This is a genomic window from Ottowia thiooxydans DSM 14619 (assembly GCF_000422885.1).
Classification (GTDB): Bacteria; Pseudomonadota; Gammaproteobacteria; order Burkholderiales; family Burkholderiaceae_C; genus Ottowia; species Ottowia thiooxydans.
Genome location: NZ_KE383943.1, coordinates 229888 through 254739, shown reverse-complemented (window position 1 = coordinate 254739; position 24852 = coordinate 229888). Strand labels below are relative to the sequence as shown.

General features: G+C 57.8%; 23 protein-coding genes. 9 read left to right on the top strand and 14 right to left on the bottom strand.

Translation table 11 applies throughout. The features are described from left to right. Positions 1-11: 11 nt before the first annotated feature. Together G518_RS0130415 and G518_RS0130410 are read right to left on the bottom strand one after the other, a co-directional pair. Complete coding sequence (locus G518_RS0130415; RefSeq protein ID WP_028605691.1) at positions 12-770, bottom strand: class I SAM-dependent methyltransferase; 759 nt, start codon at positions 768-770, stop codon at positions 12-14. 161 nt (positions 771-931) lie between these two features. Beyond that, a complete protein-coding gene (locus G518_RS0130410; RefSeq protein ID WP_028605690.1) occupies positions 932-2122 on the bottom strand; it encodes an amidase in 1191 nt (396 codons plus the stop codon). Between the two features lie 252 nt (positions 2123-2374). Here G518_RS0130410 and G518_RS0130400 point away from each other — a divergent pair, with 252 nt between their 5' ends. From G518_RS0130400 to G518_RS0130390, 3 genes are read left to right on the top strand one after another with little or no spacing between them, the layout of a single operon-like run. Continuing rightward, complete coding sequence (locus G518_RS0130400; protein ID WP_036596607.1) at positions 2375-3364, top strand: aliphatic sulfonate ABC transporter substrate-binding protein; 990 nt, start codon at positions 2375-2377, stop codon at positions 3362-3364. 2 nt (positions 3365-3366) lie between these two features. Continuing rightward, positions 3367-4209: an ABC transporter permease gene (locus G518_RS0130395; protein ID WP_028605688.1), complete on the top strand. Its 843-nt coding sequence runs from the start codon at positions 3367-3369 to the stop codon at positions 4207-4209. Positions 4210-4221: 12 nt separating this feature from the next. Further along, entirely contained in the window at positions 4222-4953 is a 732-nt protein-coding gene (locus G518_RS0130390; protein WP_028605687.1) for an ABC transporter ATP-binding protein, read from the top strand. Between the two features lie 55 nt (positions 4954-5008). Here G518_RS0130390 and G518_RS0130385 read toward each other — a convergent pair whose 3' ends face one another. Then, positions 5009-5914, bottom strand: coding sequence for a LysR family transcriptional regulator (locus G518_RS0130385; RefSeq protein WP_028605686.1), 906 nt, complete (start codon positions 5912-5914; stop codon positions 5009-5011). Positions 5915-5962: 48 nt separating this feature from the next. Between G518_RS0130385 and G518_RS0130380 the strand changes: the two genes are divergently transcribed. From G518_RS0130380 to G518_RS0130370, 3 genes are read left to right on the top strand one after another with little or no spacing between them, the layout of a single operon-like run. After that, positions 5963-6403 (top strand): RidA family protein, encoded by a 441-nt coding sequence (locus tag G518_RS0130380; RefSeq protein ID WP_156909608.1) that lies wholly within the window; start codon positions 5963-5965, stop codon positions 6401-6403. Next, on the top strand, positions 6400-7830 hold the full coding sequence (locus tag G518_RS0130375) for an amidase (protein ID WP_028605684.1): 1431 nt from the start codon (positions 6400-6402) through the stop codon (positions 7828-7830). Before G518_RS0130380 ends, G518_RS0130375 begins: the two co-directional genes overlap by 4 nt. Before the next feature lie 48 nt (positions 7831-7878). Next, complete coding sequence (locus tag G518_RS0130370) at positions 7879-8847, top strand: tripartite tricarboxylate transporter substrate-binding protein (protein WP_028605683.1); 969 nt, start codon at positions 7879-7881, stop codon at positions 8845-8847. A gap of 182 nt (positions 8848-9029) precedes the next feature. On the opposite strand, the gene G518_RS0130365 is transcribed toward G518_RS0130370, so the two are convergent. From G518_RS0130365 to G518_RS0130345, 5 genes are all read right to left on the bottom strand, one after another. Beyond that, positions 9030-9530 (bottom strand): GNAT family N-acetyltransferase, encoded by a 501-nt coding sequence (locus tag G518_RS0130365; RefSeq protein ID WP_028605682.1) that lies wholly within the window; start codon positions 9528-9530, stop codon positions 9030-9032. A gap of 3 nt (positions 9531-9533) precedes the next feature. Next, entirely contained in the window at positions 9534-10895 is a 1362-nt protein-coding gene (glmM, locus tag G518_RS0130360; RefSeq protein ID WP_028605681.1) for a phosphoglucosamine mutase, read from the bottom strand. Between the two features lie 93 nt (positions 10896-10988). After that, on the bottom strand, positions 10989-11846 hold the full coding sequence (gene folP / locus G518_RS0130355; protein WP_028605680.1) for a dihydropteroate synthase: 858 nt from the start codon (positions 11844-11846) through the stop codon (positions 10989-10991). A 60-nt stretch (positions 11847-11906) separates the two neighbouring features. Then, complete coding sequence (gene ftsH, locus G518_RS0130350) at positions 11907-13823, bottom strand: ATP-dependent zinc metalloprotease FtsH (RefSeq protein WP_028605679.1); 1917 nt, start codon at positions 13821-13823, stop codon at positions 11907-11909. Positions 13824-14074: 251 nt separating this feature from the next. Continuing rightward, complete coding sequence (locus G518_RS0130345; RefSeq protein ID WP_028605678.1) at positions 14075-14752, bottom strand: RlmE family RNA methyltransferase; 678 nt, start codon at positions 14750-14752, stop codon at positions 14075-14077. Between the two features lie 20 nt (positions 14753-14772). Here G518_RS0130345 and G518_RS0130340 point away from each other — a divergent pair, with 20 nt between their 5' ends. Together G518_RS0130340 and G518_RS0130335 are read left to right on the top strand one after the other, a co-directional pair. Next, positions 14773-15246 carry a YhbY family RNA-binding protein gene (locus tag G518_RS0130340; RefSeq protein ID WP_028605677.1) on the top strand — a complete coding sequence of 158 codons (474 nt, stop codon included), beginning with the start codon at positions 14773-14775 and terminating at the stop codon, positions 15244-15246. 107 nt (positions 15247-15353) lie between these two features. After that, on the top strand, positions 15354-16079 hold the full coding sequence (locus tag G518_RS0130335; RefSeq protein ID WP_051237627.1) for a hypothetical protein: 726 nt from the start codon (positions 15354-15356) through the stop codon (positions 16077-16079). A gap of 315 nt (positions 16080-16394) precedes the next feature. Here G518_RS0130335 and kdoO read toward each other — a convergent pair whose 3' ends face one another. Genes kdoO through greA form a run of 3 tightly spaced genes read right to left on the bottom strand, consistent with a single transcriptional unit; the run spans position 16395 to position 18226 of the window. Then, positions 16395-17288: a Kdo hydroxylase KdoO gene (kdoO, locus tag G518_RS0130330; protein WP_028605675.1), complete on the bottom strand. Its 894-nt coding sequence runs from the start codon at positions 17286-17288 to the stop codon at positions 16395-16397. After that, on the bottom strand, positions 17285-17740 hold the full coding sequence (locus tag G518_RS0130325) for a DUF4149 domain-containing protein (RefSeq protein ID WP_028605674.1): 456 nt from the start codon (positions 17738-17740) through the stop codon (positions 17285-17287). Before G518_RS0130325 ends, kdoO begins: the two co-directional genes overlap by 4 nt. 9 nt (positions 17741-17749) lie before the next feature. After that, positions 17750-18226 carry a transcription elongation factor GreA gene (gene greA / locus G518_RS0130320; RefSeq protein ID WP_028605673.1) on the bottom strand — a complete coding sequence of 159 codons (477 nt, stop codon included), beginning with the start codon at positions 18224-18226 and terminating at the stop codon, positions 17750-17752. 347 nt (positions 18227-18573) lie between these two features. Here greA and G518_RS0130315 point away from each other — a divergent pair, with 347 nt between their 5' ends. After that, positions 18574-19281 (top strand): carbonic anhydrase, encoded by a 708-nt coding sequence (locus G518_RS0130315; protein ID WP_028605672.1) that lies wholly within the window; start codon positions 18574-18576, stop codon positions 19279-19281. A gap of 15 nt (positions 19282-19296) precedes the next feature. On the opposite strand, the gene G518_RS0130310 is transcribed toward G518_RS0130315, so the two are convergent. The 3 genes from G518_RS0130310 to carB all read right to left on the bottom strand — a co-directional run bounded on the left by G518_RS0130310 (position 19297) and on the right by carB (position 24836). After that, positions 19297-20274 carry an Lcl C-terminal domain-containing protein gene (locus G518_RS0130310; RefSeq protein ID WP_281170578.1) on the bottom strand — a complete coding sequence of 326 codons (978 nt, stop codon included), beginning with the start codon at positions 20272-20274 and terminating at the stop codon, positions 19297-19299. A 202-nt stretch (positions 20275-20476) separates the two neighbouring features. After that, the gene (locus G518_RS0130305; protein ID WP_028605670.1) at positions 20477-21250 is read right to left on the bottom strand and encodes an Lcl C-terminal domain-containing protein; all 774 of its coding nucleotides are present in this window, start codon (positions 21248-21250) and stop codon (positions 20477-20479) included. A gap of 289 nt (positions 21251-21539) precedes the next feature. Continuing rightward, positions 21540-24836, bottom strand: coding sequence for a carbamoyl-phosphate synthase large subunit (gene carB / locus G518_RS0130300; RefSeq protein WP_028605669.1), 3297 nt, complete (start codon positions 24834-24836; stop codon positions 21540-21542). Positions 24837-24852: the final 16 nt, after the last annotated feature.

Below are 24852 nucleotides of genomic sequence, written 5' to 3'. Positions count from 1 at the left end.
CAAGGGAGAGATCATTTTTCCAGAGCCTTGAAAACCTTCAACCACTTGCGTGCCGGCAATTGCCACCGTGCCTCGATCGCTTCCGCGCGCAGGGTAAGCACATCCCGCTTGGGCCGCATAGGCGTGCGTTGAGCAAGCACCACGGTATTACCTTCCCGCGTAGGTTTGAACGCCCACACGGCATCTGCGCCGAAAGCCTCGGAGATGCGTGCCAGGCTGCGCTCGAAGCTGGCAGAGCGGCCGAACAAATTCACCGTCATGCTGCCGTCTTCCGTGAGCAAGCGGCGGCAGTCAGCGTAGAAGTCCGCACTATCGAGCATAGGCGCTGCAGCGTCTTCGTCGTATAAGTCAACCGCCAGCGCATCCACAGTGCCCTGCCACTCATCACTCTGGATTTCGTGCCCGGCATCCGCAATGACCACACGAAATCGTTCACTTTCTGGTGGCAAACGCAACCACGCACGACAGACATCCGCGACGCGTCCATTGATTTCAATCGCCGTACAAGTCATGCTCAATTTCTTGTAGCAAAACTTGGAAATAGCGCCAGCCCCCAAGCCCAGTTGCATGGCGTGACGCCCTTTAACAGATTCTGGGGGCATAAATAGCAGCCAGGCCATCATGCGCTGTACATACTCAAGATCGAGGTCGTAGGGGGCTGCGATGCGCATAGACCCCTGGATCCACTCGGTGCCCAAGTGCAGATACCGAATGCCATCGCACTCGGAGAGATTGACCTCACTGGAGGCCGCTGATTGATTGGATTTCACGATCCAAACATTATGGCTTGCGCACAAGGAGTGACCACGAATAGATCACTGAACCGGCTCCAAGGAACAAGCATACGTACAGAAAGTCACGCCCGCCACGATGTTCAGCCCGCCACGTCTAGGTCTAGCCCTCGGTATCGATTACCGAAAGCCATCCGGCCTCACAGGAGATTGATCAAGCCCTCATCCTCGACCAATTCCACCAAGCCCAGGTCAGACCCCGCAGGTCCCATGAGCGACAAACCAAGTGGAGCGCCGTTCACACGTCCCGCGGGTAAGGTCACCTGCGGAAAGCCTGCGAGCCCCGCAATGCAGAGCAGTTGCACAGCGCGATAGCGATAAGACTCCAGTTCGGGCCCGTCGGCCGAAAGCAATGGAGCTACATCCGGCATCGTCGGAAGAATGATCACGCCGTCGTCGCCCAGGAGATCGCCCAGTTGGGCACGGAACCTCTGGCGAAGGCGGCGATCCGCAGAGAGTTGCTCGGCATCCAAAGTCGCTCCCCATGCGAAGCGTTCCGCAGCGCCTGATTCGATGGGAGGGCGGTGGCGTGACAAAAAATCACGGTGTGTTTGCCAAGCCTCATCGGCCTGTATGCGCCGAAACGCCCAGTGCAATGCATCCAGCGATGGCTCGCCCAGAAAAACATCCTGTATGGGGCCATGGGTGGCCTGCAATCTCACCACACTCGGTAGCAAGGCTTGCTCGGCACTGGGCGAGAGCAAGGCGAACGTGTCTACTGCACGCAGCAGCCGTACGCCCTTGAGGGGTTTCGGATCCGATCCCAACAGCACTTTGGAAGCGATGCGAAGGTGCGTGGCATCACGCGCAAAGACGCCGCCGGTGTCGAGGCTTGGCGCCAATGCCACGCAATCCGAAAGCGATATCCGACCGTGGGTGGGCCGCAAACCGAAAAGACCGCAGTGGCTCGCGGGGGCTCGGACTGAGCCGCCTGTGTCGGTGCCCAGCGCAATGTCGCAAAGTCCATGCGACACGGCCGATGCAGAACCGGACGATGAGCCACCAGGAATGCGGTCGGGCGCCGCGCCATTGCGCGGCGTGCCGAAGTGAATGTTGCGCCCATTCAGAGAATAAGCGAGTTCATCCGTGATGGTCTTGCCGACGAACCTGGCCCCAGCCTGCAGCAACTGCAGCACAGGCAGCGCAGTGCGACTCTTGATGCCAGAAGCGGCAAGCATCAATGGGCTCCCAGCACTAGTGGGATAGCCGCCCACATCGAACAGATCTTTCACAGCGAAGGTAAAGCCTGCCATGGTGCCGTGGTCCTGGTGTGTGAGTGGCACCGCCGGATAGGGCATGAAGGCATGCGCATGATCTTGAGCCAACAACATGAAGTTCATTGTATTGGCGACGATACGCCGCGCTGCACAACTGAAAACCGAAAAACGCGCTTGCATATTCGAAACGGTTCCGAAGGATCGCGCAGGTGCCACCTAAACTTAAAACTCATCTTTCCTGAAGGATTGATGCAAGCGAATTTCGCATCTGCATCTGAATCCTCTGACGCTGGCACCTTGGGATACGAGGCGCCTCGTACCAAGCTCACCCCCTCTAATGAACAGCCCTCGAACGGGCTCTGAACCATGAAATTACCGCTGCCTAACTTGCTGAAGTCCATCTACGTTGTCGCGGGGCTTGCCGCTACCCTGACGTTTTCTTCAGCAGCGCACGCTCAGGCACCAAAGGAGATCGGGCTCGACTATGCGTATTGGGCGCCCGAAAGTGTGATCATCAAGAATAAGGGGTGGTTGGAAGAAACCTTCAAGCCTCAGGGCACCACCATCAAGTGGGTGTTCTCACGCGGCAGCAACAACTCTCTGGAATTCATCAACAGCGGTGCGACCCAGTTCGCGGTGAGTGCGGCCATCTCGGCGCTGGTCAGTCGCGCAAACGGCCAACCCATCAAGGCCATCTACAACTACCTCTGGTCCGAGACCAGTGCGCTGGTCGTATCCAAAGACTCCAACATCAAAACCCCGGCGGACATCAAGGGCAAGAAGGTCGCGGCAACAAAAGGAACGAACCCCTACTTCTTCCTGCTGCGCTCGCTCGATGCCAATCAGTTGAAAGTTTCGGATATCGAAATTGTCCACTTGCAGCATCCTGACGGTCGTACCGCGCTGGAGCAGGGGCGTGTAGATGTGTGGGCCGGTTTGGATCCTCACCTCGCGGCCGCAGAGGCAGCCGGTGCACGTTTTGTCTACCGCAATAAGGCATTCAGGGATGCCAACTTTCTCAACACCACAGAGCGCTTTTTGAAAGAGCATCCTGATGCTGTACGCGATGTGTTGAAAACCTATGAACGTGCACGTGTGTGGATACTCGCAAATCCGAAAGAAGCCGCTGCGATTCTGGCCGCTGAAACCAAACTGCCTGTGGACGTCGTCAGTCTCCAACTGGGGCGCTATGACTTCACGGACCCGGTGCCCGGCGCTGCGCACCGCGATGCCGTGGGCTCCATCATTCCGTTGCTTTTGCAAGAGGGAATTCTGAAGCCTGGCGCAGATGCGCAGAAGGCTCTTGGCAGCTTGATTGAACCCGCGCTGGCCCTCGAAGTCACGGCAAAGCGATAGCCGTGGCATCCACCGTGAAGGGTCTGGTCGCGGCCGATTCACCTGACCAAGCGGAGCCGGCCGACACTTCCGTCACCAAGCGGCGCGGCGCACGTTTGCGCGGGCTGGTGGTACCACTGATGATCATCGCCATCCTCGAGATCGTGGTGCGAACCGGCTTGATTGCCTCTCACCTCATGCCAGCACCCAGCGAATTGCTGGCAACGTTTGAGCATCTGGCGCAAGGCGCATTGTGGAAGCACGTGTTGGCCAGCTCCACGAGGGTGTTGCTGGGCTTCGGTATAGGAGCCACTGCGGCACTGCTTGTGGGTGCATTGGTTGGCCTCAACAAGCGTGCAGAAGACTACCTGGAGCCCACTTTTCAGGCATTGCGGGCTATTCCCAGTCTTGCCTGGGTGCCACTGTTGCTGATGTGGCTGGGAATTGACGAGACATCCAAGGTGGTGCTCATCGCTATAGGAGCGTTTTTCCCGGTTTACATGAGCCTTGTAGCGGGCATCCGCAACGTGGATCGAAAGCTGGTCGAAGTGGGAGAGATGTACAACTTACCGAGCTTGGAGCGAGCTCGAAGGATCTTCTTGCCGGCGGCGCAACCGCACTTGTTTACAGGGCTTCGCAATGGACTGTCGATGTCCTGGCTGTGCGTTGTAGCCGCGGAGTTGCTTGCGGCCACCCAGGGCATCGGCTACCTGCTGACTGATGGTCGGGAGGTGTCGCGTCCGGATCTGGTGCTGGTCGCCATCATTACGCTTGCGGTGATGGGCAAGGTCAGTGACACGGCGCTCAAGTACGTGGAGCAACGTACTTTGCATTGGCGTGATGCTTTCGCTGGCGACAACGCTTGAAGAGGTATGTACATGACAGATCCTCTAATGCACATCCATGTTCAGCGCAAGGCGTTCGGTGCCCACGTCATCCTAGACTCGGTCGATGTGGCGTTGCACGAAAACCAGGTGGTAACTTTGCTTGGCCCAAGTGGCTGCGGAAAAAGCACTTTGCTTCGCATCGCTGCGGGGTTGGACAAGGACTTTCAAGGTACCGTCCAGTATCCGGAGTCACATGCGCTAACGCGAGAAGACATCGCTATCGTCTTTCAGGAGCCACGCCTGATGCCGTGGCTCACGGTGGCCCAGAATGTGGGATTTCGCGATGGCGCCAATGCAGACCAAGCCTTGATAGGCCAGTTGCTGGAAGAGGTGGGCTTGAAAGATTGGGGGCATGCCTTGCCGAAGCAGTTGTCGGGTGGCATGGCACAACGGGTCGCTATCGCACGCGGTCTCTATTCGAAACCTCGAATTTTGCTGATGGATGAGCCGTTCAGTGCAGTAGATGCATTCACCCGCATTGCGTTGCAAGAACTGGCACTCACCTTAACCCAGCAGCATCGCATCGCAGTCATGGTGGTCACGCACGATATCGATGAAGCCTTGTTTCTGGCTGACCAGACCTTGATCATGGGGGCCGGGCCTGGAAGGATCCATGAAATTCTGGATATCGATCTGGCTCGGCCGAGGGATAGAACGGACATTGCACTGGCAGAACTGCGCGTGCAGGTACTGAAATCGCTGCGTTCGGCACACGCATTCTGACCATTCAGGGGGATCCAGTCCAACGCCTCCTCGCGCCGGGCACTCAACCGAAGGTTTAATGCTCCGGCACGGGCTCTGAAGTGAGTAAATCAACGAAGCGTTTCAGCAAAGGCGTCTCTGAATCTACCCGCCAGATGGCATGGATGGGGGTGTACAGCGCCATGTCTGGGACAGCAACAAGGCGCACCCCTCTGGGCACGCGCGAAGCAGCGCTAAGCGGCATCACGCTGCACCCCAGACCGGCGGCCACCAGCGCCATGACGGTGTAGTGGGACGTGCCCACCTGCACGATACGAGGGGTAAATCCTCGGTCGTGGAAATGGGCCATGATCATGTCGTGCATACGGGGGGATTGCTCCCGGCCAAACAGGATAAAGTCTTCCCCATCCAATTCGGCCAGCCGCGAAGGCGGGTTAGTGCAAAACCGGGAATCCGCGGGCACCGCCAAGCGATATTCATCCGTGAACCATGGCACATGGCGCAGCTCTGATCCCTCATCTATCTGACCGCTGTAAGCCAGTGCCAAATCAATATGGCCAGAGCGCAAGCGTTCTGTGATGGCACCTGAAAGCTTGGTCTCCAAGGTGTAGGTCACCCCTTCATGCTGCGCTCGGCATTGGCGCAAAGCCGACAAGGCCTGCGGATGCCACAAGTAAATTTCAGAAAACCCCACTTTGAGGTGCCCCAGGCGGCCACTGGCCGCCAAACGGGCACGCCGCAGTGCTTGTTGGCCGTCGGCTAGCAGCCGTTTGGCATCCGTATAAAGACTGCGCCCCGCCGCCGTCAGTTGCATGCCACGCGCGGTGCGCTCGAAAAGCGCCGCCCCAATCTCATCTTCCAGCAATTGCATTTGGCGAGACAAGGCGGGCTGCGCCACATGCAAGCTCTGCGTCGCCCGACCCAGGCTTCCTGCATCCGCAATCCGAACGAAATAGTGCAAACGACGGCTATCCATATCCATCACTTAATTGTATGGCTAGATTCAAAAAATGATATTTGTTCAAACACTATGAGCAGCGTAGAGTTAAAGCTCGAAATAGCGAAATGGGACAACATGCCGCGTATTCAGCACCTCAACTCCCCTGCATTCAACCAACTGGGGCTGCCGTTTTCTGAAATCGTCCGTGTAGATGACACTCTGTATCTTTCGGGCCAAATGGGTACCTTGCCGGGTGGCTTGAACCTGGCGCCCGGAGGCATCGAAGCAGAATCCGAGCAGGCGCTGCGCAACGTGCAGCAAGCACTGGAGCATCATGGCTTTTCCATGCAACACGTGGTGAAGTGCACAGTCATGCTCGCCGACATGGCCGACTGGCCAGCCTTCAACGCGATCTACACCCAGTTCTTCTCGCCGCCTTACCCAGCCCGCAGCGCATTCGGTGCCAACGGCTTGGCCTTGGGCGGCCGCCTGGAAATTGAAGTCATGGCAGTTGCAGGAGATCGCTCATGAGTTTGAGTTTCGATGAATACCGAGCCTTCGATGCCTTGGGCTTGGCCGAGGCCATCCGCAGCGGCGAGCTACACCAGAACGAAGTTCTTGAGGCTGCACTTGAGCGGCTGCATACGGTCAATCCCCGTATCAACGCGGTGACCTACCTGGATGAAGCAGCCGTGGCAGACGCGCGCAAGGCGCCTGCGACAGGGCCGCTGGGAGGTGTGCCTTATTTCATCAAGGATCTGCATGCCCCCGTAAAAGGTATGCCGCTCGCACACGGCAGCCGCTTGTTTGCGGATCACCGGCTCGATTTTGACAGTGAAACGGTCGTACGCCTGCGTCGCGCTGGCTTGAGAATTCTGGGACGCACGGCGTCTTCCGAGTTCGGCATGAGCCCCTCAACTGAAACAGCTCTGGCCGGCCCCACACGAAACCCCTGGAGCTTGAGCCGGATCGCTGGAGGCTCCAGTGGTGGGGCTGCGGCCGCCGTGGCTGCCGGCATTCTGCCTGCGTCCCACGCCACGGACAGTGGCGGCTCCATCCGCATCCCTGCGGCTTGCAACGGCCTGGTCGGGCTCAAGCCCACGCGTGGCCTTCTACCTACCGGCCCCCACCGAGGTGACGCAACCCACGGCTTGAGCCACGAACATGCGGTCACGCGATCCATTCGCGACTGCGCAGCCTTGCTCGATGCCACCGCTGGCCCAGATGTGGGAGCGCCCTACTACACCCCGCGCCCCGCAGAGCCGTTCCTGAAGCTCATCGCCCAGCCGCCGCGAAAACTGCGGATTGCCTTCACCACACGCACCTTCCGAAACGCGTCTGTGCATCCGGAATGCGAAGCCGCCGTGCTGGGAACAGCGAAGCACCTCGAGGATATGGGCCACGAAGTCGAGCCTGGTATGCCAGATTTCGATCCTGGTGCTCTCAGCGCAGCCACCGGAATACTGCTGCTCACGGGCTTGGCAGCCCAGCTGCAGGCTCGGGAAGCCGTGCTCGGGCGCCCTGCCCGCGAGGACGAGTTGGAGCGAGTAACCTGGGAAGCCATCCGTCTAAGCCAAAACATCAGTGGGGTGGATTACGCGAGCCAGTTCCCGCGAATCAACCAGGAAGTGCGCAAGATCGCGCATTTCTTTGAAAGCGTTGACGTACTGCTCACACCCACACTAGGCTCGCCCCCAGTGGAGCTGGGCACGCTCTCCACACAAACCCTTTCGCTGACGGAGTTTCAGAAGGCTGCCTCCGAATTCATCCCGTTTACTGGCGCGTTCAATGCCACGGGACAACCCGCAATCAGTTTGCCGCTGCACTGGACATCAGATGGCTTGCCTCTGGGCGTGCAATTGGTGGGCCGCTTCGGAGAGGACGCTACCTTGCTCCAACTATCCGCTGAGATTGAACGTGCCTGGCCTTGGTTTCACCGGACCGCACCGCTCCTCTAAGACCGCGCTCATAAAACGTAGATATCCCCTCATCGAAAGGACTTCCCCATGAAACGACGTCACCTGCTCGCTTCCGCATTGATCCCGCTGGCGTCGACCAGTCCCGTACTCGCGCAGATTCCGCCAGGCCGGGGCCCGCTCCGTCTGGTGGTGGGTTTCCCTGCGGGTGGCTCTGCGGACGTTCTGGCCCGCACCCTGACGGACAAGCTCAAGAACGAACTTGATGTGGCTGTGGTGGTAGACAACCGCAGCGGTGCTGGCGGCGCCATCGCAGCAGATTATGTGAAAACGCAACCAGGCGATGGCCTGACCGTGTTGCTGGGTACCACCCACATGATGGTGATGGCACCCCTCACCATGAAAAGCGTGCGGTATGACGGCGCGAAAGATTTCAAGCCGGTCGCGCGGTTATCCAGCTTCAACGAAGGGATTACGGTCCCCATTTCCAGTCCGGCCAATACCTTGAAAGAATGGCTCGAGCTGGCGAAGGCCGATGAAAAGCATGCCAACTATGGCGTGCCAGCGCCTGGAAGCCTGCCGCAGTTCATCGGATACCGCTTGGGCGAAATCACCCGCACGAAGCTCGTGTCGGTGCCCTATCGGGGTACCGCACCACTCACGCAGGACTTGCTGGGCGGCCAGATCGCGGCCGGGATTTTGCCTGTGGCCGACATGGTTCAGTATCACGGTAAGCGCGTGAAGGTTCTCGCGATCAATGGTTCACGGCGCAGTGATCGCCTGCCCAACGTGCCCACTCTGCAAGAGCTTGGCTACAACGAGTTCAACCATCTGGAATGGACTGGTCTGTTCGTGGCCAATTCCACATCGGATGCCACCGTGCGGCAATTGGAAGCCGCGGCCATTAAAGTCTCTGCGGCGCCGGAGGTGCAGGAAGCGCTGCAGAAGCTCGGCAGCAATCCCGACCCCTCACCCGGCTCCACCTTGACTCAGGCCATCCGCGACGATTTAGGCCGTTGGGGGCCCGTGGTGAAAGCATCCGGGTTCAGCGCAGACTAGATAGGCCCCCACGCTTCCCCGCTTCGCGTGGTCCGCTGCCCCCCGAGGGGGCCGCATTTCATCTTGGGAGCGGCCCTGCGATGAAACAAGGCACCCACGCTCCCCCACTTCGCGAGGTCCGCTGCCCCCCGAGGGGGTGCTTTTTAATTTTGGGGCGGCCCGGCAATAAAAAAACAATCGAACTATATTTTTTTCTGCCACATCATGGCGTCGCCCCAGGCCGGGTCGAGCGCGTAAGGCGCGAAACCTTGCTTCTGGTACAGGCGCCGCGCAGAGGTGTTGCCGGCGAGTACTTCCAGGGTCAGCTTGCAGGCGCCGCGACGGTGTGCTTCGCGCTCCACGTATTCGAACATCGCCTGCGCGACTCCTCGCTGCCTGTGGCTCGCGCTCACCACCACATCATGGATGTTGACCAAGGGCCGCGCCATAAAAGTGGAAAAGCCCTCCACGCAATTGATGAGCCCTACTGCGCGCCGGGAATCTCCCTGGCCATCCCACGCCAATACTGAGAACAGATGCGGCCGGGTGGCCATCTCGCTCACTAGCCGCTCTTTCACAGCGTGCGAAAGTGGTTCTGAGCCCCCAGCAGGCTCGCTTGCGTATTCGTTCAGCAAGGTGACGATGGCCTGAGCATCGCATGGGATCTGGTAATTAGCCAGCGCCACAATCACTGCGTCCGGCATGCTTCAGGCCGCCTGAACAGTCGCGACCAATCTCTCAGCACAAGCTTGCGCCTGCACCGGCTCCTGCGCCTCCACCATGATGCGCAGCAGGGGCTCGGTACCGCTCGGACGAATCAGCACGCGCCCGCTGTCTCCCAGCTCGGACTCCACGGCAAACGTCTCGTCTGCCAAGCGCTTGTTGCTCTTCCAATCCTGCTCAGCCCGCAGACGCACATTGATCAGCACTTGAGGAAAGAGAGCGACGCCCGCAAGGAGCTCAGCCGCAGTTTTACCGCTATCGGCACATGCCTGCAGCACCTGCAGGGCAGAGACGATGCCATCTCCCGTGGTGTGCTTATCCAGTACCAGCAAATGACCGGAGCCTTCGCCACCAAGAATCCAGTTCCGGCGCGACAACTCTTCCAACACATAGCGATCCCCCACTTTGGCGCGCACGAACTCCAGGCCCAGCTTCCTAAGTCCGACTTCTACCGCCTTGTTGGTCATCAGTGTGCCCACCACACCCGCTAGCTGAGGGCTTCTGGAGGCGCCACGCAAAGCTGCATCGCGTCCAAGGCGGTCAGCCGCCAGGAGATAGAGCAATTCATCGCCGTTATACAGGCGCCCCGTGGCGTCTACCAATTGCAGGCGATCAGCATCACCATCCAGGGCAATGCCATAGTCGGCCTGATGAGCGGCCACTGCGCGAATCAGCGCCTCAGTATGCGTTGCACCCACGCCATCATTGATGTTCAGGCCATCAGGGGCACACCCAATGGCAACCACATCCGCGCCCAGCTCATGGAACACCTTGGGCGCAATCTGATAGGCCGCACCATGCGCGCCGTCAACAACGATCTTCATGCCCCGCAAGGTGAGATCATTGCTAAAGGTACTTTTGCAAAATTCGATATAACGACCATCTGCGTCAGCCAATCGCCGCGCACGACCCAGATTGGCTGAATCGGCCCACTCTGCTGGCTCGTCCAGCATGGCTTCAACCTCGCGCTCCCAGTCATCTGGCAACTTGGCACCGCTGGCGCTGAAAAACTTGATGCCGTTGTCAGGATAGGCGTTGTGGCTGGCACTGATGACAGCACCCAGACTGGCCCTTTGTGTGCGCGTGAGATAGGCCACAGCAGGAGTGGGCACCGGGCCCAACAACACCACATCGACCCCCGCAGAATTTAGCCCTGATTCAAGAGCACTTTCCAGCATGTAGCCAGATATCCGCGTATCTTTACCTATCAAGACTGTGGGGTTTGACTCATGCCGTTTGAGCACTCGGCCCACAGCATGCCCAAGCCGAAGCACAAAATCCGGCGTGATGGGTGGCTTCCCCACGGTGCCGCGAATGCCATCGGTTCCAAAGTATTTTCGGCTCATTATTCTTGTACTGCCTGCAACAGCAGTTATTAACTCAATAGTTTTCAGATCCCCCACCGATTATCCCGCAAGGCGACTGGCGAGAAGCGTGAGTCAAATCACGGAACTCAAAATTCTCAGCGCCTGCACCGTCTCGTGCACATCGTGTACGCGCAGCACATGTGCCCCTCTCTCTGCTGCCAATAGCGCCGCAGCAACGCTACCAATCACCCGTTCAGACGGCGCAGGTAGTTCAGGCGCACTGCCCTGCAGCGCAGCCGCAATAGAAGACTTGCGGGACCAGCCCACCAGCAAGGGAAATCCGGCGGCCAGCAGCTCCTGCTGACGCGCCAGAAGAGAGAAGTTCTGAGCCACCGTCTTTCCGAAGCCAATCCCCGGATCCAGCACGATTCGGTTTCTGGTCACACCCCGCGCCACAAGCGCTTGCGCGGCCTGCTCCAGAAACTGCCGCACTTGAGGCACCGCATCCCCATCCATGGGTTTTACCTGCATGGACTGCGGATCACGGTGCATGTGCATCAGGCAAACTCCGCAGCCCGGATGGCTTGCCACTACTTCCAAAGCGCTGGGGTGGTTTGATGTGCTTTGCCTACGCAAGCCCCAGATGTCATTGATCACATCAGCCCCCAGATCCAGCACTGCAGCCATGACCTCCGGCTTATAAGTGTCGACAGAAATAGGTACGCCGAGCTTCACGGCCTCTCGCACTACCGGAACCACCCGTGAAAGCTCTGAGTCCAGCGGCACCGCCGGACTACCCGGGCGCGTGGATTCCCCCCCTATATCCAGCAGGTGGGCGCCCTCCCGCAGCATTTTCTCGCAGTGGCGAAGGGCCGAAAGGGTGTCAGCATGCTGGCCGCCGTCGGAAAACGAATCTGGCGTCACGTTGACGATGCCCATCACGCGTGGCTCGCTCAGATCGATTTCAAAGCGCGTGGTTTTCCACTGCATAAACGTGTCTCGCAAATAAAAAAGCGGGGCCTAAGCCCCGCTGTATCTTCTAGAACCCAATCAGGCCACGGTAGGCGCCGGATCGACGGGCTTAGCCGCTGGTGGCGTGCCGCCGCTGCCAGGTGCTGACGGCGTACGCGGCGTGAAGTCCTTGGGTGGGCGAGGCTCGCGACCAGCCATGATGTCGTCCAGCTGCTCGCGGTCGATGGTCTCCCAATCCAGCAAGGCCTTGGCCATAGCGTGCATTTTGTCTTGGTTATCCTCGATCAGTTTGCGCGCCAGCGAGTATTGCTCATCAATGATGCGCCGCACCTCAGCATCCACCTTTTGCAAGGTTTCTTCCGAAATACTGGTGGTCTTGGTCACGCTGCGGCCTAGAAACACTTCGCCTTCGTTTTCGGCATAGACCATAGGGCCCAGCGCCACACTCATGCCGTATTTCATGACCATATCGCGTGCCAGGTTAGTAGCCCGCTCGAAGTCATTGCTGGCTCCGGTGGTCATCTGGTTCATGAACACTTCTTCAGCGATACGGCCGCCAAAGAGCATGCTGATCTGGTTCAGCATGAATTCCTTGTCGTAGCTGTAGCGATCTTGCTCAGGCAGGCTCATGGTCACACCAAGAGCGCGACCACGAGGGATGATCGTAACCTTGTGCACGGGATCACACTTGGGCAGCAGCTTGCCGATAAGAGCGTGCCCGCTCTCATGGTAGGCCGTGTTACGACGCTCTTCCTCAGGCATGACCATACTCTTGCGCTCTGGGCCCATGAGGATCTTGTCTTTGGCGCGCTCAAAATCCTGCATCTCGACCACACGAGCACTGCGGCGTGCAGCCATCAACGCGGCTTCGTTGCAGAGGTTGGCCAGATCAGCACCGCTCATGCCGGGCGTACCGCGCGCAATGATGCTGGGGCTCACGTCCTGGCCAATAGGAATCTTGCGCATGTGCACGTTCAAGATCTGCTCACGGCCGCGGATATCAGGCAGCGTGACGTAGACCTGCCTGTCAAAGCGACCTGGGCGGAGCAAGGCGGCATCGAGAATGTCAGGCCGGTTGGTAGCTGCGACCACAATCACGCCAAGGTTGGTCTCAAAACCATCCATCTCGACCAACATCTGGTTGAGAGTTTGTTCGCGCTCATCGTTGCCACCGCCCAAGCCCGCACCACGTTGGCGGCCTACGGCATCAATTTCATCAATGAAGATGATGCAGGGTGCATTTTTCTTGGCGTTCTCGAACATATCGCGTACCCGGGCAGCGCCCACGCCCACGAACATTTCGACGAAATCAGATCCGGAGATACTGAAAAAAGGCACCTTGGCTTCGCCTGCGATCGACTTGGCCAGCAGCGTCTTACCAGTACCAGGAGGGCCAACCAGAAGCAAACCACGCGGAATGCGACCGCCTAGCTTCTGGAATTTCTGAGGATCTTTCAAGAAGTCGACGACTTCCTTGACCTCTTCCTTAGCCTCATCGCAGCCCGCGACGTCTGCAAACGTGACCGGGTTGGTGTTTTCGTCCAGCATGCGCGCTTTGGACTTGCCGAAGCTGAATGCTCCGCCCTTGCCGCCGCCTTGCATCTGGCGCATGAAGTAAACCCACACGCCAATCAGCAGGAGCATGGGGCCCCAGCTAACCAGCAAGGTCATGAGAAGGGAGCCTTCTTCACGGGGCTTGACGTCAAATTTGACGCTGTGATTGATCAAATCACCCACCAAACCTCTGTCGAGGAAGGTTGCTTGCGTGCGGACGCGCCGATCATCATTCATCACGGCGACGATATCGGTACCGCCCTGCCCCTCCTGAATGGTGGCGCTCTTGACGCGGTTATTACGCACTTCTTCCAGGAAATCGGAATAAGCGATGTGATTGGCATTGGCCATGCGGCCGCCATCGAATTGCTTGAACACGGTGAACAACACCATGGCAATGACCATCCAGACGGCGATCTTCGAGAACCACTGATTCTTCAAGGCCTTACGCTCCAGTCGAAAAAAAGCCCCAACATTCTCGCCAAGCGAGGTTTGCTGTCCCTGATGGGACGTTTTTGCCTAGGGGCAGCCCGATGGCAAAAAATCCGGCAATGCCGAGCATGTGGTGCCCATTTTAGAGGTTTCAAGACACGCACAGCATCCTGTTCCTCCATGAACCCCCTCGGCACGCTTCGTATTTGTAACTATTTGCTGAGTTTTTCGCTATTTCGCGGGAAAACTCTTGACTTACATCATGATGGCCGCGCGCCCGGAAGCTTCTTCAAGCCCATGCCAATCAAGAAAGTTTCGGAAGACTTATCGCGCGAGGCTTTGGGCTTTAGAGGTTTGACCACGCGAAAGGTGTCCTTGAACAGCTTCACCAGTTGACTGTATCCACTGCCATGGAACAACTTGACGACCAATGCCCCGTCCGGCTTCATATGTGTCTGTGAGAAGTCCATCGCCAGTTCCACCAGGGCTGCAATGCGGGCAGCGTCGCTCGATTCGATCCCCGAGAGGTTGGGAGCCATATCGGAGACCACTATATCCACCGTGCGCCCGGCTATGGCCTGCTGCAGTTGGGCCAGTACTTCCGGTGTGTGAAAATCGCCCTGAATAAAGGTCACGCCTTCGATCGGCTCCATAGGCAACAAATCCAGTGCAATGATGGTGCCGTTCAATTCGCCTACTGCCGCTCCTGACGGCGAGAGTTTTCGCCGAAGATATTGACTCCAGGCCCCAGGCGCACTCCCCAGATCCACCACCAGGTAGCCAGGTTTGATCAGGTGCAGGGCCTCATCGATCTCTTTGAGCTTATAGGCAGCACGGGCGCGATAACCCTCCCTTAGCGCCAATTTGACGTAGGGGTCGTTCACGTGGTCGTTCAGCCACGCTTTATTGACTTTCTTGCTTTTGGTTTTTACTTTCATGTACCGCCGATAATACGACCATGCCTCAAATCGAACTCACGCCAGCGCAACGTAAGGCGCACCGCTCCGAAGCCCATCACCTCGATCCAGTTGTGATGATCGGCAGCGATGGCCTCACTCCCGCTGTACATAAAGAGGTCAATGCGGCCCTGAATGCCCATGGCCTCATCAAGATTCGCGTGCTGGGAGACGACCGCGCCGCGCGCGAGTTGATCTACCACCAGCTAGCCGGAGAACTGGATGCGGCTCCCATCCAGCATATTGGCAAATTGCTGGTGCTATGGCGGCCAAAGGTTGAAAAAGCCCGTGCTGTCGATGAAGATCGTATGGCCGGCCCCAAGGATGTGAAGGTCTTGAAATACAGCAAGCGCGGTGGCCAGCGCCCTGAAGTGAAGGTGCTGCGAGTCCTGGGCAACCAGCGTCTCACACCGGGCGGGAAGGTCAAGCGCGCCAGCCCCGCACAGAAATCTGTCAAGAGAGGACGCCTGGACTGATGCCCTCCGATCCGATCGGGTCTCAGGGCTACGCCGGAGCGCCCAAAGCGTCCCCAACTTCGAATGGGGGCGAGTCAGCATCCAAGAGCATGCGCTACATCCTGTGCATGAAATGGGGGACGAAATACGGCCCCGAATACGTCAACCGGCTTTATGGCATGGTGCGACGTCATCTGACAGGCGATTTTCAACTGCTCTGCCTCACGGACGACACCAACGGCATCAGGCCGGAGGTGATGTGCCGCCCTATTCCTCAGCTTGATTTGCACCTGAAGCCAGGTCAAAGGGATGGTGCGTGGAAGAAGCTCACCACCTTTGAGGCGGATCTGTATGGCCTGCAGGGCACAGCGCTGTTTCTCGATCTGGACGTCGTGATCGTGGGAAGCCTGGATGATTTTTTCACCCAACCGGGCGAATTCCTCATCATCCACGATTACCCGCGATTCTGGCGCTTTGGCGAGCGCATCGTAGGAAATTCCTCGGTATACCGCTTCACGCTTGGCGCGCACGCCGACGTTCTGGCCTATTTCCGCGGCCATATGGCGGAGGTCCAGCGCGAATACCGCAACGAGCAGGAGTATCTCTCACACGCTCTGCACAAACAAGGCAAGCTCAGCTACTGGCCCGCCAAGTGGTGCCCAAGCTTCAAGTATCACAGCATTCCCCCTTGGCCCACGAATTATTGGAAAGCACCAAGCATTCCGCAAGAGGCGCGCATTGTGATTTTTCACGGTGAAGTGAACCCGCCGGACGCTCTGGCTGGCAAGCGAAACAAGCGCTTCGCGCACATCAAACCAGCGCTTTGGGTGGCGGACGCCTGGAAAAGCGAATAGAGCGCTCCCGCTCGTGGCCCCAAGCGCGCTTTTCCGCTGAGCCTCCAACGCGAAGCGCGTGTTGAGGCTCTAAGAGCCTGTTCAAAGTCTCTGCGCGAGGGCCATTGCGTTTGAAAAGCTGTGGCTGCAAGGGGTGCGCCCATGCGACGAAAAACGCAGGGATACCTTGTGGGTATCGCGAGTATTTTCGCGGCCGGCGTAGGCAGCGCCGCAGACGCGGTTGTTCGGGCGCCGTGCAACGGGCGCAATGGGACCGCGAGGAGACTTTGAACAGGCTCTAAGTACGTGTTGACGATCTATAGGCCCACGCCGACTTCAAAGCGCTTTTCCTGCCCCCACACCTACCAGTGGCCTTCCCGCCAACCGCGTGAGAATGGCCAACGGACTTGATGCCGGATCTACTTCGTGGCCAGGGGGTAGATACAGCGTTTGCTCCATCATGTACTGGCCACTCATGACCGCGTGCGTAGCTTGATCTGAAAAGCACACCCACACGCTGCCTGGCGGAAACGGCATCGTCGTTTGTGTACCGCTTTTCTGATAGGTCTCATCGAACTTCATCAGATCATGCATTTGAAGCATCAGATGATCGTATTCGCTGCGCAGCGACTTGGTCACATGCAAGGCCTTGAGCACTTTAGCCTGCCAAAGGCGGTACGGTTTGGCCCGGGGCATAAACTGCCGCGCCACGGCCTCGAAATCATCGCCCAGGCGCCATACTCGTGGCGCCCCTTGGGGATTGAGGTTCGTGAACACGCGCAATATGCGCTCACCATAATTGGGGCGTGATGGAAAGGCATCTACGTGCATGCGCCGGTCATCAGCCCGCACCGACTGCGCACGATTTTCCACCTGCTTTGGCCTGAAACTGGTGGGCGCCAAGCGAAGCAGACCTTTGTATTCCGGCAACAGGTCATCCACCAATTGCAGCGCCTGCTGACGAAATCGGCCAACCATCTCAGCCAATGCCTGCTGCTCTTGCTCGTTCCCGGCAGCACCCTTGAGCAGACCATCTGCACCCAGGCTGACGTTGCGCGTTCCGGCCTTCAGCAACTCCTCGCGCAGCAGCGCTTGCTCCTGCGGCTGAAGCTGAAAACCCAGTTTGGGAAAATACAGCACTTTGCCGGCCTCCACCGCACGCGTCCATTCAGGCTCGGGGTGCGCTTGACTCCAATCGGTGAGACCGATTTCGACAATGGGTGAGTTCATGCAAGTGGTTTTTGAGGGTCATTAACCGTGCGCCATAACACCACCGCGGCGCAAAGCCACTGAAGGCCGTACATCACAGTACCCGCACTGTGCCATAGGCGAAGATTTTCACGGGCCACAATGCGTGGCGCCACCCCGTACTCAATCAGCAAGGCCATCAAAAGGCCAAAAATGATGAAGAGCATGGAGGCATCCAAACCTTGGATACTTGTACGCGGCGCATCCAAGCTATCCATGTTAGGCGCTCGTGCCCGCCGCTGGTTGATCAGCATCAAAACCACGCCACAGGCCACTGAAAGCCAGGTTTGAGCTGCAAACAGTTTGGCGGCCATTCGCCCTGCAATAGCAGGACTCGGCATGTGCACGAACAGCATTGGCACCACGAGAAAACCCACTGCACTCAAACTACCCCACCATAGGGCGGCGGAGAATAGAGACACGCGTGCGATCATGGCTGAAGATCAGGCGTATTTGACCGCGATGATCTCGTAATGCTTTACCCCACCGGGTGCTTGCACCGCGGCTGTATCGCCCTCCTCTTTGCCTATGAGCGCACGAGCGATGGGGCTGGAGATATTGATCAAGCCTTGTTTCAGATCGGCTTCATCCTCGCCGACGATCTGATAAGTGACCTTTTCTCCGGAATCCTCTTCCTCAAGCTCCACCGTAGCACCAAAAACCACCTTGCCATCCGCATCCAGGGTGGTCGGGTCAATAATTTGCGCGGCAGACAGCTTGCCTTCAACTTCCTTGATACGCCCCTCAATAAAGCCCTGACGGTCTTTGGCAGCGTCGTATTCAGCGTTCTCGCTCAAGTCACCTTGCGCACGCGCTTCGGCGATGGCGTTGATAACTTCGGGACGATCTTTGGTTTTCAGGCGGTGGAGCTCGGTCTTGAGTTTTTCAGCACCGCGCTTGGTAATGGGAATGGTGACCATGTCTTAAGTTTTCCTTGCACAAATGCGAAACCGCCGAGCGTTTCCCCTCGGCGGTATCTGTTTCGTAATTATGCACTGGATGTCTATTGCCCCTGCCTGGGGGCTCCTGCCCACACCCATAACGGCCGTATTTCCGTGCGATGGGGGCGGGGACGGGGGACATAAGCGTTGAACGGATTTAGCGGGTGCAATCGAAAAAATGCAATCAAAAGTCTGACAAACTCAAAAAGATACTTTATGATTCAATTTACACGTTAGCTAACGCACGCTCGAGTGATGCGGTGTTTTGAGCATGCCCTCGGATTTAAACCAGCTGAAATTTCAGCATTTTCATTGGAGATCCTCGCATGCTCAACCGGAGAAATTCTCTTAAGGCCGTCCTCGCAGCGTCCTCCATCTTGCTGGCAAGCAAGGCGAGCGCTCGGCAAACTTGCGCTGTACAAACAAAGCAGTCACAAGGGCAAATCAAGCCTGATGAAGCGCTCGCTTTGCTAAGGCAAGGCAACGAGCGATTCGTTTCCGGAAAATCCATTCACTGCGACCTGCGCAAGCAGGTGCACGAGACGTCCAGCGGACAAGCACCTTTCGCAGCCATCGTAGGTTGCATCGATAGTCGTGCATCACCAGAATTGATTTTCGACCAACGCCTCGGCGATATCTTCGCAGCTCGAATTGCGGGCAATTTCGTCAACGATGACATCATCGGCAGCCTGGAGTTCGCAACCGAGATCTCCGGCGCCCGGGCGATCGTGGTGCTGGGGCATAGCGACTGCGGCGCCATGAAAGGAGCCGTGGACAACGTCAAAGCTGGTTTGCTGACCGGTGTCATCGCCCAAATTCGGCCGTCACTCGAAAAACTGGATTACAAAGGGGTGGCCAACTCCAGTAATGCTGAGCTAGTAGGGCGCCTGACCGAACAGAACGTGCGCGACGCCATCGCCAGACTAACCTCGCGCAGCGAGATGCTGCGCCGACGAGTCGAACAGCGCCAACTGGTTCTAGCCGGTGGCCTGCACGATGTGCGGACAGGGCGTATTCATTGGATCAGCGCCTGATCCTCCGGCCTTGGCTTAACGGTTTCGCAAACGACGTGCACCGGCGAGCAATGCCAGCAGACTCAGCATCATCACCCCCCATTCACCCAAACTGGGGACTGATGCGATCTCCACGCTCTGAAGAGACTGACGCGTCGGCTCGCTGTGCAGCCCGGCTGCCGCTTCGATAGGCGCCGCACTTGGGGTTTGGTGATCAGCAGTGAGGTCCAAAACGATTTGATTTGCCAGCAAGGGCTCTGGTGGAAGCAGAGACACCGTGCCGGACAGAGGCTCCGGTATAGGTTCGGATAAAGGCCCTTCTGACAGGATCCCGAGCTGAGGCTCTGGCACTAGCGTGGCTTCGGACTGCACCACAGAATCCTGAATAGGCGCTGGCTCAGTTACTGGCGGCGCTGGTCCGTCAAGTTGGCGGAAAGAGGGGGTGGGGGAGGCTTTGGCATGGAAGTTCTGAAAGCCGCTCCCGCCGCGAACGAGCCGAACCATCGCCATCCCGCCGGAATGAACGGGAAAATCATCTCCACCTGTAAAGTCTACTGCCCACGCCGAATCCTTGGCATTTGCAACCACTGATGCTGACCAAAACAACCTCATATGCGCCTGGTTTGGAGCGAACAAGTCTGACCAAAATCCCGTGTGAGAATCAGGAAATTGATCCGTATTAACGGCCGGCGAATGACATTTCGGTTCCTGGATTGACAGCAACTCATTGATGTTGGGCAATCTCCAGTCCGAAGCCCCGAGACTCTCCATAAATTGAGAAGGCACCTTCAGCGGAGCCGTCGCTACCCCAAACCACCACCCGAGCCCCCCGAGATTCGGTTGAATGGCCTCGAGCCTTCTCGCGTACGGGGTGGCTTGGCTGACGGCAGCAACTCTTTTGAAGCCGCCTGACCAGGTAAACATGGCAGGTGTATCCGCGCAGCGTGAGCCATTCCACGTCATACCTTCCACACAGCGCTTCCAAATCAGGCCCGTGGCCTTGTGAAGAACCATGCCTGGACCGGCATCTTCGAAGTCCATGTTCGGTGTGGCGTGAGACAGCTCCGCCGAGCAGGTTTGCCGAGCGTGCGCAAGCGGAGAATATGAAGCGCCCGCGGCAAGCAGCAACAAAAGAAAAAGGCGTATCTGGATCATGAGGTGGGTAGAGGGTAAAGAGTTGAAGAGCCCCGGCGATGACAAGCGTCCCGCGTGAGCATCACTGGGCAGATCGCACCAACCGAATACGGTTGGCGTTTGCCGCACGATCCCAGTCACCGGCCCCACTGTCGAAATCTGTCACCCAGACGGCAGGGATCGCCTCCGGCCTTTGTGTGCTTGACCAATAGGTCTGCGCCGGCGTGTTGGGAAAGTACTTGGGGTCAATTGCCGGGCCATGGCGCCCTCTATCCACCAGATTTCTGAGCTCACTTTGCGTAGGAAGGCGCCAGTCGGCATGACCGCATAAGCTGACAGCATTGACGGCACGAACAAAGGCCCCAGCGTCACAGCGCCCCTGCTCGTGGCATTTGCCCTCCTTGCTCTCCTGGCTCGGGCGCGAGGTATAGAGATGCTCCATGTAGCGCAAATGCCAGGCGTGGTTGACCTTGACCTCCCACATACGCCCGGTATGGTTGTCGTAGGTACATGCCCAATCATCAAGTCCGCCACCTAACTCAGCGCTTGCCGGCAGCGCGCTGCCGGTCGAGCTGATCTTGGTGAAATCGAAACCATTAGCATTATCAGCGATGGAGCCTGCGCTGCTCCCTATCTTGGGCAATACACCCTTATTAGCCGCCGCATCGCGCCCATATCGCGCGTCCTGGCCATCCACACTAGCTTCCGCAGGAAGAGAAAAATCGATGCCCGTGTCGTTGATCGGGTTGGCACAAGCCGCGGTGATCGTCAGAAAAGCCAGGAAGACCGGAAAAAAACCTCTAAAAAATGAACACAAAAGAATCATAAAAAAGTGATTGGAGAAAAAATAAGCCAAAGAAATCCCGGCGCGTCAAACGAGCCAGGTTGAATGAACTAATGGAGGGAAGCAAGGCCGCAACGCGCAGGCTCGAAAGGGCCAGCGTGGGCGCTTCAAGAAAGCGCGCGGCTAACTAAATCGCCGCGGAGCAGCGAAAGGGCGCGATTATAGCGATTGCAAAACTAAAAATGAGATCTTTAGTTTAAATAATTCTGTACTTCTTCATTCAGCGGTACAAGGCTACCCAAGAAAAATGGCCTAAGAGCGCGTATGCGCTCTTAGGCCATGGTCAGGCTTTTGACGACTTCTAGGTCAGTTGCTCGTGCATTTCCTGCACTGACACCACAGCCAGCTTGTCCATAAACCTCATACCTTCCACGGCGGCTTCAGCACCTGCAATGGTCGTGATGGTTGGCACGCGTGCCAACAACGCACTGGTACGGATGGCTCGGCTGTCAGCGATGGCGTTGCGGCGTTCTTCCACGGTGTTGATGACCAAGGCGATTTCGCTGTTCTTGAGCATGTCCACAATGTGAGGGCGGCCTTCGGTTACCTTGTTGACAGTCTCACACGCCACGCCTGCAGACTCAATAGCAGCAGCGGTACCGCGTGACGCAATGAGTTTGAACCCCATGGACACCAAGTCTCGCGCAATTTTCACTGCCGTCGGTTTATCTGCATTCTTCACGGTGAGAAACACTTTGCCGGCTGGCGTGCCATCAGCCTTCAATGCCCGCGGCAGGCGCTCTCCTGCGCCCATTTGCGCCTTGATGTAGGCTTCGCCAAAAGTCTTGCCAACGCCCATCACTTCCCCTGTGGACTTCATCTCAGGGCCCAAGATGGTGTCTACGCCAGGAAACTTGACGAACGGGAAAACGGCTTCCTTCACGCTGAAATAAGGCGGTGTCACTTCCTTGCCAATACCCTGCTGATCCAGCGTTTGCCCAGCCATGCAGCGGGCAGCCACTTTGGCCAGTTGGATGCCCGTGGCCTTGCTGACAAAGGGCACGGTGCGGCTGGCGCGCGGGTTGACCTCAAGCACGTAGATGACGTCCAGCTTGGTGCCATCCGCCTGAGGTTTTTCCTGAATGGCGAACTGAACGTTCATCAGACCCACTACGTTCAATGCCTCGGCCATGGCAGCCGTTTGGCGCTTGAGTTCATCAATCGTGGGCTGTTTCAAGTAATACGGAGGCAATGAACAACCCGAGTCGCCTGAGTGCACACCAGCCTGCTCGATATGTTCCATCACACCGCCAATAAACACACGGCCCGAGGCATCACGAATGGCATCCACATCGCATTCGATGGCGTCTGAGAGGAAGCGGTCCAGCAGTACGGGGGAATCATTGCTGACCTTCACCGCCTCGCGCATGTAACGCTCAAGATCACGCTGCTCATGGACAATTTCCATGGCGCGGCCGCCCAGCACATAGGAGGGCCGCACCACCAACGGGTATCCCAGCTCAGCAGCCTTCTCCAGCGCTTCGCCTTCGGCGCGGGCGGTGGCGTTAGGAGGTTGGCGTAGACCCAGCTCATGCAGAAGCTTCTGGAAGCGCTCGCGGTCTTCAGCCGCATCGATCATGTCAGGGCTGGTGCCGATGATGGGCACGCCCTCAGCTTCCAGGCCCAGTGCCAACTTCAAAGGAGTCTGGCCGCCGTACTGAACGATCACACCAACGGGTTTTTCCTTCTCAACGATTTCGAGCACGTCTTCCAACGTGAGCGGTTCGAAGTAGAGGCGGTCAGAGGTGTCGTAGTCAGTGGAAACCGTTTCAGGGTTGCAGTTGACCATGATGGTTTCATACCCGTCCTCGCGCATGGCAAGGGCGGCGTGCACGCAACAATAGTCGAATTCAATGCCCTGGCCAATGCGGTTAGGACCACCGCCCAGCACCATGATTTTCTTGTTGCTCGTGGGCTCAGCTTCGCACTCGCTTTCATAGGTCGAGTACATGTAGGCGGTGTTGGTGGCGAACTCCGCAGCGCAGGTGTCCACACGCTTATAGACCGGGCGCACATTCAAAGCCTTGCGTGCCTCGCGGATCGACTTGTCGGTGGTCTTGAGCAGTTTGGCCAGACGGCGATCGGAAAAACCCTTTTTCTTCAGCGTCAGCAACTCGTCCTTGGAGAGCTTGGCAAGCGCCCGCTCGCCGTGCTGCTCGGTGAATTGATCCAGCTCCAGCTCAATCTTGATGATCTCCTCGATTTGCACGAGGAACCACTTGTCGATCTTGGTAATGGCATGCACTTCGTCCAGGGACCAGCCAGCGGCGAATGCGTCCCCTACGTACCAAATGCGGTCCGGACCGGGCTCGCCCAACTCTTTTTCCAGGATCTCGCGGTCCTGGGTTTTTTCATTCATGCCATCGACGCCGACTTCCAGGCCGCGCAAAGCCTTCTGGAACGACTCCTGGAAGGTTCGGCCAATCGCCATGACCTCTCCAACGCTCTTCATCTGCGTGGTCAAGCGGTTATCAGCGGTAGGGAATTTTTCGAACGCAAAACGTGGGATCTTGGTAACCACGTAATCAATGCTGGGCTCGAAGCTGGCTGGCGTGGCACCACCGGTGATCTCGTTGCGCAGCTCGTCGAGCGTATAGCCCACCGCCAGTTTGGCAGCGATCTTGGCAATAGGGAAACCCGTAGCCTTGGAGGCGAGCGCCGATGAACGCGACACGCGCGGGTTCATCTCGATCACGATCATGCGGCCGTCTTTCGGGTTGACCGAGAACTGCACGTTGGAGCCACCAGTGTCCACACCAATCTCGCGCAACACTGCCAGGCTGGCATCACGCATCAACTGGTATTCTTTGTCAGTGAGCGTCTGTGCGGGTGCCACGGTGATGGAGTCACCTGTGTGCACGCCCATCGGGTCCAGGTTCTCAATGGAGCAAACGATGATGCAGTTGTCCGCCTTATCGCGCACCACTTCCATCTCATACTCTTTCCAGCCGAGCAGAGACTCTTCGATCAAAAGCTCACTTGTAGGCGAGGCTTCCAGGCCGCGCTTGCAGATGGTTTCGAACTCCTCGGGGTTGTAGGCGATGCCGCCACCCGTGCCGCCCAGCGTGAAGCTGGGGCGAATGACGGTGGGGAAACCCACCATCTTCTGCACGGTCCAGGCTTCTTCCATGTTGTGCGCAATCCCGGAACGGGCGGAGCCCAGACCAATCTTGGTCATGGCTTCTTTGAATTTCAGGCGGTCTTCGGCCTTGTCGATAGCTTCGGGCGTGGCACCAATCAACTCTACGTTGTATTTGGCCAGCACACCGTTGCGCCACAGATCCAAAGCGCAGTTCAGCGCGGTCTGCCCGCCCATGGTCGGCAAGATAGCGAAGCCGCCAGGGCGCCGTGCACGCTCCTTGGCAATGATTTTCTCCACCGTCTGCCAGGTAATGGGCTCGATGTAGGTTACATCCGCCGTGGCTGGGTCGGTCATGATGGTGGCCGGGTTGCTGTTGATCAGCACCACCTGGTAGCCCTCTTCGCGCAATGCCTTGCAGGCTTGCACGCCGGAGTAGTCGAACTCGCACGCTTGCCCAATAACAATAGGGCCCGCGCCGATGATGAGAATAGTGTCTAGGTCTGTTCTTTTGGACATGGAAACAGTCTGAAAA

Excerpts from the sequence above, each read along its gene's own strand:
- G518_RS0130410 (WP_028605690.1), bottom strand. The coding sequence starts at position 2,122 with ATGTTGTTGGCTCAAGATCATGCGCATGCCTTCATGCCCTATCCGGCG.
- G518_RS0130380 (WP_156909608.1), top strand. The coding sequence starts at position 5,963 with ATGAGCAGCGTAGAGTTAAAGCTCGAAATAGCGAAATGGGACAACATG.
- G518_RS0130310 (WP_281170578.1), bottom strand. The coding sequence starts at position 20,274 with ATGGTTCTTCACAAGGCCACGGGCCTGATTTGGAAGCGCTGTGTGGAA.
- G518_RS0130325 (WP_028605674.1), bottom strand. The coding sequence starts at position 17,740 with ATGATCGCACGCGTGTCTCTATTCTCCGCCGCCCTATGGTGGGGTAGT.
- glmM (WP_028605681.1), bottom strand. The coding sequence starts at position 10,895 with ATGAGCCGAAAATACTTTGGAACCGATGGCATTCGCGGCACCGTGGGG.
- G518_RS0130340 (WP_028605677.1), top strand. The coding sequence starts at position 14,773 with ATGCCTCAAATCGAACTCACGCCAGCGCAACGTAAGGCGCACCGCTCC.
- G518_RS0130370 (WP_028605683.1), top strand. The coding sequence starts at position 7,879 with ATGAAACGACGTCACCTGCTCGCTTCCGCATTGATCCCGCTGGCGTCG.
- G518_RS0130375 (WP_028605684.1), top strand. The coding sequence starts at position 6,400 with ATGAGTTTGAGTTTCGATGAATACCGAGCCTTCGATGCCTTGGGCTTG.
- G518_RS0130390 (WP_028605687.1), top strand. The coding sequence starts at position 4,222 with ATGACAGATCCTCTAATGCACATCCATGTTCAGCGCAAGGCGTTCGGT.
- greA (WP_028605673.1), bottom strand. The coding sequence starts at position 18,226 with ATGGTCACCATTCCCATTACCAAGCGCGGTGCTGAAAAACTCAAGACC.
- carB (WP_028605669.1), bottom strand. The coding sequence starts at position 24,836 with ATGTCCAAAAGAACAGACCTAGACACTATTCTCATCATCGGCGCGGGC.
- folP (WP_028605680.1), bottom strand. The coding sequence starts at position 11,846 with ATGCAGTGGAAAACCACGCGCTTTGAAATCGATCTGAGCGAGCCACGC.
- G518_RS0130345 (WP_028605678.1), bottom strand. The coding sequence starts at position 14,752 with ATGAAAGTAAAAACCAAAAGCAAGAAAGTCAATAAAGCGTGGCTGAAC.
- G518_RS0130400 (WP_036596607.1), top strand. The coding sequence starts at position 2,375 with ATGAAATTACCGCTGCCTAACTTGCTGAAGTCCATCTACGTTGTCGCG.
- G518_RS0130335 (WP_051237627.1), top strand. The coding sequence starts at position 15,354 with ATGAAATGGGGGACGAAATACGGCCCCGAATACGTCAACCGGCTTTAT.
- G518_RS0130385 (WP_028605686.1), bottom strand. The coding sequence starts at position 5,914 with ATGGATATGGATAGCCGTCGTTTGCACTATTTCGTTCGGATTGCGGAT.
- kdoO (WP_028605675.1), bottom strand. The coding sequence starts at position 17,288 with ATGAACTCACCCATTGTCGAAATCGGTCTCACCGATTGGAGTCAAGCG.
- G518_RS0130315 (WP_028605672.1), top strand. The coding sequence starts at position 18,574 with ATGCTCAACCGGAGAAATTCTCTTAAGGCCGTCCTCGCAGCGTCCTCC.
- G518_RS0130365 (WP_028605682.1), bottom strand. The coding sequence starts at position 9,530 with ATGCCGGACGCAGTGATTGTGGCGCTGGCTAATTACCAGATCCCATGC.